Raw genomic sequence first — 7,600 nt, forward strand, 5'->3', positions numbered from 1 at the left:
TTCGGAGTAAATAAGCGCTGTGGTGATCGTTACACATTAAAAAAACTGTTTTTTAGCGAAATAGCCTCCACCATGTCCGTTAGAGTATGGTTTAGCTTACATTCCGGCTCATCTTCGTTTTAATGCGGTGAACACAAACTTTCTGATCACCAAAAAGGCCCGGGTTACCGGGCCAACGATCCGATCAAGTTTTCCAAGGTCAATCCGTACTTCTGGGCGATATGCCTCGCGTAACTGCTGCCTTCCGGGCGCGAACGGGTGATTTTGTAGCTGCGGACGCCGCTTTCCGCCTGCTCCGTGTCCAGCTCCGCCGTCAGGCTGTCGATCCGGCTGCCTGCATAACCCGCACGACCGTTAAGCTCGTCGATGCTTTTGGCCAGATCATGCAGATGCGTACAGAACAGGACGCGGCTTCCCGAAGCCCTCATCCCGAGCAGTACCTGCTCGGCGATGTAAGTGGCTTCCGCGGCGCTCGTACTGGAGAACGTCTCATCCATCAAGACGAGACTGTGCGGGGTCAGCTTCTCGAAGATGCGCATCAGCCGCTGGCACTCGTCCCCGAACCTGCCGGTCGAACGCCGGTCGCTGTCTTCCGGAAAATGAGTATAGATCGCATCGACCGGGCTCATCACCGCCGAATACGCGGGCACGAACAGACCGAGCTGAAACAGCATTTGAGCGATGCCGACCGCCTGCACAAAAACGGTCTTCCCTCCTTGATTGGGACCGGTAACGATATATATCATGCCGTTCTCGTCAAATTGGATCGAATTCAGCACCACCGGACTAAGGCCGGCCGCTTCGTCTGGCGTACTCTCCCGATTCAGCGCAATAACCGGGTTATACAACCCGTTCATCGTAAACGCCCGCTGTTCTTTCGGTTCCGCCTGCGGCTTGCATACCGGCACTCCCGCCGCGACCAGCTGACGAAGCAGCGACACGCCTCCGACAAGAAACCGGATCTCGTCCGCCAGCCGGTACAGAAACTTGGAATGCGCCGACGTGTACGCCCGGATAGCCGGCTTCCAGCTTCGAAGCGTCGATTTCATCACCATTTGGAGCGAACTGTTGACAGCCGCCCGAAAACCGGCCGCCCGGTCCGGCGACAGCCCCTTGCCGACCACTTCAAGCGGAGCCAGACAGTTGTAGCCATTGTCGCGGAATTCCATCCGCAGCATTTTATCGATAATGTTGCCGGATTGAAATCGCTCGGTATGTACATCGACAATCCCCGCTTCTACCGGATTGAATTTCGTATCGAGATTAATGCCTACGGTAATACTTTTAATATCCCGGATGCGCGAGTTGATCTTCGCATATTCCGCCTTCAGCCGCCGAAACGTTTCGCTTTCGTGAATATCGCGGATGGCGGCCTTAAACCGCTTCATGCCGTCCGAGCGCAGAACGACCGAATCCTGCTGGAAAAAAACGTATAATTTCTCGATCAGCTCCGTGTACACCTCGATTTCCGAAACGCTGCTCAGCGAAGCGACCGTATCCGCCTCACCGCCTTTGTCGGCCGTGTACAATTCTCTCATATCCTCAAGTTCCGGGTGAAGCGACCGGAGCATCAGATACAGCTGCTCGTTCTCCATCAGATCCTCGACGACATCCAGCCTGTATTGAATCACCTCCAGCCGATCCGTGCCGTATACGACAGGATGACTCTGATTCGGTTTAAATTTGAACACGCTTCGCATTGCCGCGAATACAGCCTCCGCCGCAAGCGCCCCTACAACCGCAGAGTCCATTGGAAACTGCCCGGCGTTATGCTCGGTAACCCCCGGCGGATAAAGCAGACTGATTTCCTCTGGTATGGACATGGTATACAACCTCCCTAATGGCAATCCGAGGCGACGCCGTTTCCTAGAAATATAACCATAGCAGTTGCATAATCCCGTCCCTCGCCTGCTCCACAAACACCAACGTAACGAGCCATACCGCAATAGTAATGGAATGCAGCAGCTTCTTCGAATACCGGTGCAGCCCCCACCTTTTGGAGAGCAAATAATAATGATGCACAAATACAACGGAAAAAGGCACGGTAACGAACATAAAGATGCCATTGGAGGCGATTACAAGAAAGGACAAATACACGAGAAGCAACCATAAGCGAAGCAGCAGCCGAAGCCGGGGAGGATGAATCAGCATCGGTTCATCCGGAATGGATAAGAACGAGTACAGGATGGCCTGTCGCCTGGTTCGGGGTCCGTTTCTGATTGGATTTCCTCCTCTCGTTCGTTCCCTCGCCTGGAAGTTATGAGCACGCCATACCGCAACAGACGTACCCACCCTGCATTTACCATTTTTATTATATCATAGGGCTGCGAAAATAGATGCTGCGAGCAGGAAGCAGCCGGGATCTTTTCTTATCCGGAAAAGCTGCGGATCGTTCGTTATGCAACCGTTGGAACCATACTCACCGCGCTATCGAAGCCGTCTGATCCGGGAAGGTGGGGGCCGCTTCTTAATAAGAAGAAAAAGAACGACCGAAGGCCGCCCTTTTCCTTTCATTTTTACATATAAGTCCAAATGCAGATTATGGTCCACCCCCGCCGACGGCGAGAAACGGATGAATAACCGCTTACCCGGTCGCTCCGACTGCCCCCTGCAACGCGATCAGCGTCTCCCCCTGCTCCACGTCGAGCACGAGCTCCTGCAGACGGATTCCGAATCGTTCGACCGGCTTGACGCTTCGCACTCCGGGCGAAGCCGCCGTATCCGTTGACAGGCTTCCTTCCGACAGAAGCACCGTCAGCCCTTTACACGCTTTGCCCGCTACAATCCGCAGCGTACCGGCTTCGACGCGTGCATCAACCGTTCTCCGCAGTTCCAGCCAGTTATACAAATCCAGCGCCGTCCACCAAGGCAAACCGGCCTCTTTGCCATAACGAATCAACTCGACGAAGGTCGGCCCGACATCCGGATACATCTTGAAGGTAGCCGGGTGATACAAGAAATGTGCGACCCCGTAAACGTCCTTGGACCGGTCGACAAGCGCTTTCGCCTCCGGATAGGTGCAGCGAAGCGGTACCGGGGGGTCCCATGCGAGCGTCGGATTGCTGTATACGTTCATTATCCGGTTATGCTCGGCTGCATCGCTGGCGGGCAAGTAAGGGTGACACGTCCCGGCCAGAAATCCTTTATTGCCCTGCTTCGTCCCGCCCTTGCTCTGCTCGACGACGATCCCGGCTTTTTCACACCATTTATAAAACTGGACGTCGCCTTCCCAACGCAAGTAATGGTTTTTGTTCGTCCAGATCCGTTCGGCGCCGTTCTCCATCCCAGCCATTTGGCTTTGCAGCTGGCTCAACTGCTCGTTGAACAGCCCTTCGTCCCAATAACAGCCTTCTTGCGGCACAGCATTGTAATGGAACGCCATCTCATGACCGTCAGCAAGAACCCGCTCGTACACATCCTCCGGATAACCGGGCATAATGACACACCAGCTCGTTTTCACGTCCGCTTCATTTAATCGGTCCATCATCATGTTCGCGGCTTCGACCAGGTTGCCGTCCGTATCGTGGGAAATATGTCCGACCGCCTCCACCCCTTCCGGCCAAAACCAAACCTGGGCGAAGGTACGCGACGTCTTCTCGTGCAGCCGGTGAACGAGCCTTAACAGCACAAGCCGGAACTCATCGACGATCGGATGCAGGAAAAAGGGCACGCCGTCCTCTACCGAGTCGCGGTCTCTTTTCCAGTCCAGCACAATACTGTCGTCCGCCTTCAAAATGTCGTCGTCGATCGCTCCGCTTCCGTCATCGGCAGGGACTCCGTCCTTCATGACCGTATCGCCCTGCTGAATGAGCCGGAACGTCCGAGCCAGATCAACGGCGAACAGAGCGGCCGTCCCGCTGGAGGCCGGCTTCAGCGTAATTGCGGGATGCGCCGTGTCCGTTCCGTTGCGGAGCGTAATCGTTCCGTGCGCTTCTGTTTCATCGTTAGGCCGGACCAGAGCCGACCCGAAAAAGTGGAATGAACTGTGCATGCCGTCTGCCAAAGCCGCCCCGTTCCAGTCGATCCATCCTTCATGAATATCGCGTACGTTCTTCACACCCAGAACATCGTCCAGACCGTGCGTTCCCCCGACAGCCAGCAGCGAGCTGCCCCGAGCGCAGTAAGCCTGAAAAACAGCCGGCCAGTCCGCCGAATCGTCCAGACCGGTTACGATCGTCACCCCGTCCGGCTGCTTACCGAGCCACGATTCAGGCGTCCATGTCTCGTAAGCGAGTCCCGCCTGCCTCAACATCTCCGGCCAATACGACTCGTAAACGTCTCGTCCTTGTTCCCATACCTTGTTCGCACGCTTCTCGTTCCAGATTACATGTATCATAACAATCACCCGTTTCACTATGTTGTTTACAACTTATTTACATCATAGTACTTTGCTCGGTAGCCGTCAATCGGTAACTCCATCTTTGTGTATATAAAAAAACTTGATCCGGCCATAAAGCGGCTCCTTCCGGTCATCCCCGCCAATTCGCCGTAAACGCAAAAAAAAGCAGCCATTCGCCGATACCGGCTGTACAGCTGCGTTGTTCGCTTATTTACATGTGTACGTTCCACTTGCCTCGAAGCGTCCTCCATACGTCTTGCACCGATTCCACATTCGCCCATAGCAGCCCGAGTTCATTATCGAGATCCATAAATTGCTTGTAAGTCAGTCCGAAGTCTTTGATCGTCTGCGCCCGCTCCGTGATGCTCTGAAATGAATAATATCTTTTCCCGGCAAGCGGATAATGCGGAAAATCACGGGACTCGGCCACGCTTCTTCGGGCGGGAATCGAGCATACGCGGTGCTTCATATCAGCTTGAGCCGTTTCGGAAGTGACGTAGCGGATAAACTGCTCGGCCGCATGCACCGATGTACAGTGCGAGCTGATGCCGATCCCGGAACAGATGCCGAGCCCCGCGTCCGCCACTTTGCCCGGAAACGGCACAAAGTCCCACTCGAAGTCGATATCCCGGAACTGCTCCATAAACGTGTAGGACGTCAGAATCATTCCGACCTTCTCCCGCAAAAACAATCCTTCCCCTGTCTTCGCATGTCCGGTCGAATAAATCGGCGACACTTGATACTTGTACATCAGATCGGCGGAAAACTGCAGCGCCTCCCAAGTACGGCTGTCTTCGGGGAGCAACTGCCGGCCTTCCACGAAAGCTCCTCCGTTCTGCAAAACGAACAAAGGCCAGCGGTTCGCCGACGCCGTAAAACTGAAGCCGTACCGCTCCGCCTGCCCGCCGTCGTATTCGGTTAGCGCTTGCGACGCTTGCAGCAGCTCGTCCCATGTCCAGGTCTCGTCCGGATACGACAAGCCGAGCCTGTCGAATATCGTTTTGTTGTAAGCGAGAATGATCGGAGCGAACATGATCGGGGCGGCCCACAGTTTGCCTTCATGGGTGAAAGCCCGTCTGTACGCTTCGTAAAAATCGTCCGGGTCTTCGAGGGTGATCGGCTTCAGCAGCTTGTCCGGCTCGCCGTCCGATATTTGAAAAAACATCGTATTCGGCAATCCGACGAGGTCCGGCTTCACCCGTCCCATAAACGATCCTTCCTGCGTCGCCGACAGAATCGTTTCCCGGGGGACCTGCGTGATCTCCACCTTCACGAACGGATTCGCCTGATTAAACCGGGTGACAATTTCGTTAACCGTCTCAAACTCGAAGGACGGCACGCCCCAAAACAAATTTAAATACGTGCAAGCCGGCTCCGCTTCGGTTACGACCGAGCCTTTGCCATGCATCGTATGGATCAGCCCTTCTTCCGAGAGCTCGTTTAATACTTTTCGGACGGAAGGACGACTCAGCTGAAACAACCGGGCCAGTTCGTTTTCCGCCGGAATATATTGGCCGGGCGGCCATTCGCCGGACGAAATTTTCGTTCGTATATGGTCGAGAAGATAGGCGTAGCGCTCCCTGAACGTCGTTCTCCGGACCCCGTTAGTCAAAGGAAATCCTCCATTACCGGATAGTTAAAGTCGAATAATGCCATATCGTTTCTATTATGATCAATTTTTGCAATCGTGTCCAGCAACGCGACATCTGCTCCGCAGCCTTAGCCGCGGCCGCACCTTTACGATGATGCTGCATGGACCAAGAAAGGCCGCCCAATCCGCAGGGCAGCCTTCCCGATCATGCAACATGCGAGCCTACAGCCCCGCCTCTACTCGGCACGTTTCGAAAAACCGCAGCGCATCCGGCAAATGCTCCGTCCAGTAAGCCCAATTATGCTCGCCCGTGTATTCCGTATAAAGGTGCGGGTAACGGATCTCATCCAGATGCCGGTTGAAGGCGGCGTTGTATTCGTACAAATAGTCTTCTTTCCCGCAATCGAAATACAGATGCGGGCGCTCACCGGATGTCTGCAGCGCGGCAGTCAGCAGCAGCAGATCGTGAGATTGGACCCGCTCGCCGTGCCGGGGCCCGAACATCCGAGGAAACTCGGATCGCGCGAAATTCGGGTAGGGCATCAGACGGAGGGAACCGAGCGCTCCGGACAAGCTGGCCGCAGCCCCGAATACGTCCGGCTTGCGCAGCGCGAGCGAGAATGCTCCGAAGCCTCCCATGGATAATCCGCCGACGTACCGGTATTTCTTGTCCTTGATCGTCCGAAACGTTTCATCGATGAACGGTACGAGATCGTCTACTATATATTGCTCGAAATTCCCCGTTCCGTCATACCAATCGATATAAAACGTACCTTGGCCGTACCCTCCGTCGTTAGGGAATACAACAATGCTTTCTCCGAGCTCGCCGGCTTCCATCATCCGGTTAAGCGTTGCCTCAGCGTTTCCCTTCAGCAGCCAGTCGCTTTCGCTGCCGTACATGCCGTGAAGCAGATAAACCACCGGATATTCCCGGTCCGTACTCTCATAACTCGAAGGCAAGTAAACAAAGCACGACTTTCTGGCATATAAAGCTCCCGAGAAAAAAGGAACCGGCTGGACAGGCATTTTCAATCACGCTCCAAATTCCGAGTTGGTTCTTCCTACGTTTTATTATATCAGGCTCGTCCCGATTTAGGAAAAACGGGCATGACGTATAGTATGGCTTGTTTAGAGGCAAATCAGGCCGACAAACCCGCAACTGATACACGGGGAGTGGGAGCAAAGGTGTCTATCGAGCCTCATCCCGGAATACGAGCTATTTGAACCTCTTATTAGGTAAATGATACTTTATTTACACGAAATAGAAGCGGTTTCTACCTCTTATTTCAGCGACTTTGTAGGAAATCCGTACTTTGGAGCGATTTAGCAGCTGCAAACCGCTCGTATGAACACACCAAGCTCAGTTTTTGGAAAAATAAGCGGTACAAACCGCTCTTATGGGAACTGGGCCGTGTGCGGCTCCCAGTACGTGGCGGGGGCAATCGCGGGTCAACCCAAGTTCGGGCAAGTAGGGAGTCTCATGTACACTACACCACGGTATAGAACTTAAAGATTCCTATATAGATTCCAGTACATAAAAAAACCGATCATCTCGCATCATTGCGAAACAATCGGCTTTACCGCTTGGCAACGTCCTACTCTCCCAGGACCCTGCGGTCCAAGTACCATCGGCGCTGGAGGGCTTAACGGTCGTGTTCGGGATGGGAACG

Annotated in this window: 5 protein-coding genes and 1 rRNA gene; all 6 read right to left on the reverse strand. The window is 54.2% G+C overall.

What is annotated here, in order from left to right; translation table 11 throughout:
• Window positions 1–164: 164 nt before the first annotated feature.
• Window positions 165–1,823 (reverse strand): MutS-related protein, encoded by a 1,659-nt coding sequence (locus tag IDH45_RS31825; protein WP_190932184.1) that lies wholly within the window; start codon window positions 1,821–1,823, stop codon window positions 165–167.
• Window positions 1,824–1,866: 43 nt separating this feature from the next.
• A complete protein-coding gene (locus tag IDH45_RS31830; protein ID WP_190932185.1) occupies window positions 1,867–2,151 on the reverse strand; it encodes a hypothetical protein in 285 nt (94 codons plus the stop codon).
• A 433-nt stretch (window positions 2,152–2,584) separates the two neighbouring features.
• Window positions 2,585–4,336, reverse strand: a complete 1,752-nt coding sequence (locus tag IDH45_RS31835; protein WP_190932186.1) for a polysaccharide deacetylase family protein — start codon at window positions 4,334–4,336, stop codon at window positions 2,585–2,587.
• Between the two features lie 214 nt (window positions 4,337–4,550).
• The gene (locus IDH45_RS31840; RefSeq protein WP_190932187.1) at window positions 4,551–5,951 is read right to left on the reverse strand and encodes an extracellular solute-binding protein; all 1,401 of its coding nucleotides are present in this window, start codon (window positions 5,949–5,951) and stop codon (window positions 4,551–4,553) included.
• Between the two features lie 201 nt (window positions 5,952–6,152).
• Window positions 6,153–6,956: an alpha/beta hydrolase gene (locus IDH45_RS31845; RefSeq protein WP_190932188.1), complete on the reverse strand. Its 804-nt coding sequence runs from the start codon at window positions 6,954–6,956 to the stop codon at window positions 6,153–6,155.
• 556 nt (window positions 6,957–7,512) lie between these two features.
• Window positions 7,513–7,600, reverse strand: a 5S ribosomal RNA gene (rrf, locus tag IDH45_RS31850); the annotation flags it as partial.

It is taken from the genome of Paenibacillus oceani (genome assembly GCF_014705615.1).
Lineage (GTDB): Bacteria > Bacillota > Bacilli > Paenibacillales > NBRC-103111 > Paenibacillus_AB > Paenibacillus_AB oceani.

What these genes read in the sequence shown, in the direction of transcription:
- IDH45_RS31830 (WP_190932185.1), bottom strand. Translation starts at nt 2,151, where the DNA reads ATGCTGATTCATCCTCCCCGGCTTCGGCTGCTGCTTCGCTTATGGTTG.
- IDH45_RS31825 (WP_190932184.1), bottom strand. Translation starts at nt 1,823, where the DNA reads ATGTCCATACCAGAGGAAATCAGTCTGCTTTATCCGCCGGGGGTTACC.
- IDH45_RS31845 (WP_190932188.1), bottom strand. Translation starts at nt 6,956, where the DNA reads ATGCCTGTCCAGCCGGTTCCTTTTTTCTCGGGAGCTTTATATGCCAGA.
- IDH45_RS31835 (WP_190932186.1), bottom strand. Translation starts at nt 4,336, where the DNA reads ATGATACATGTAATCTGGAACGAGAAGCGTGCGAACAAGGTATGGGAA.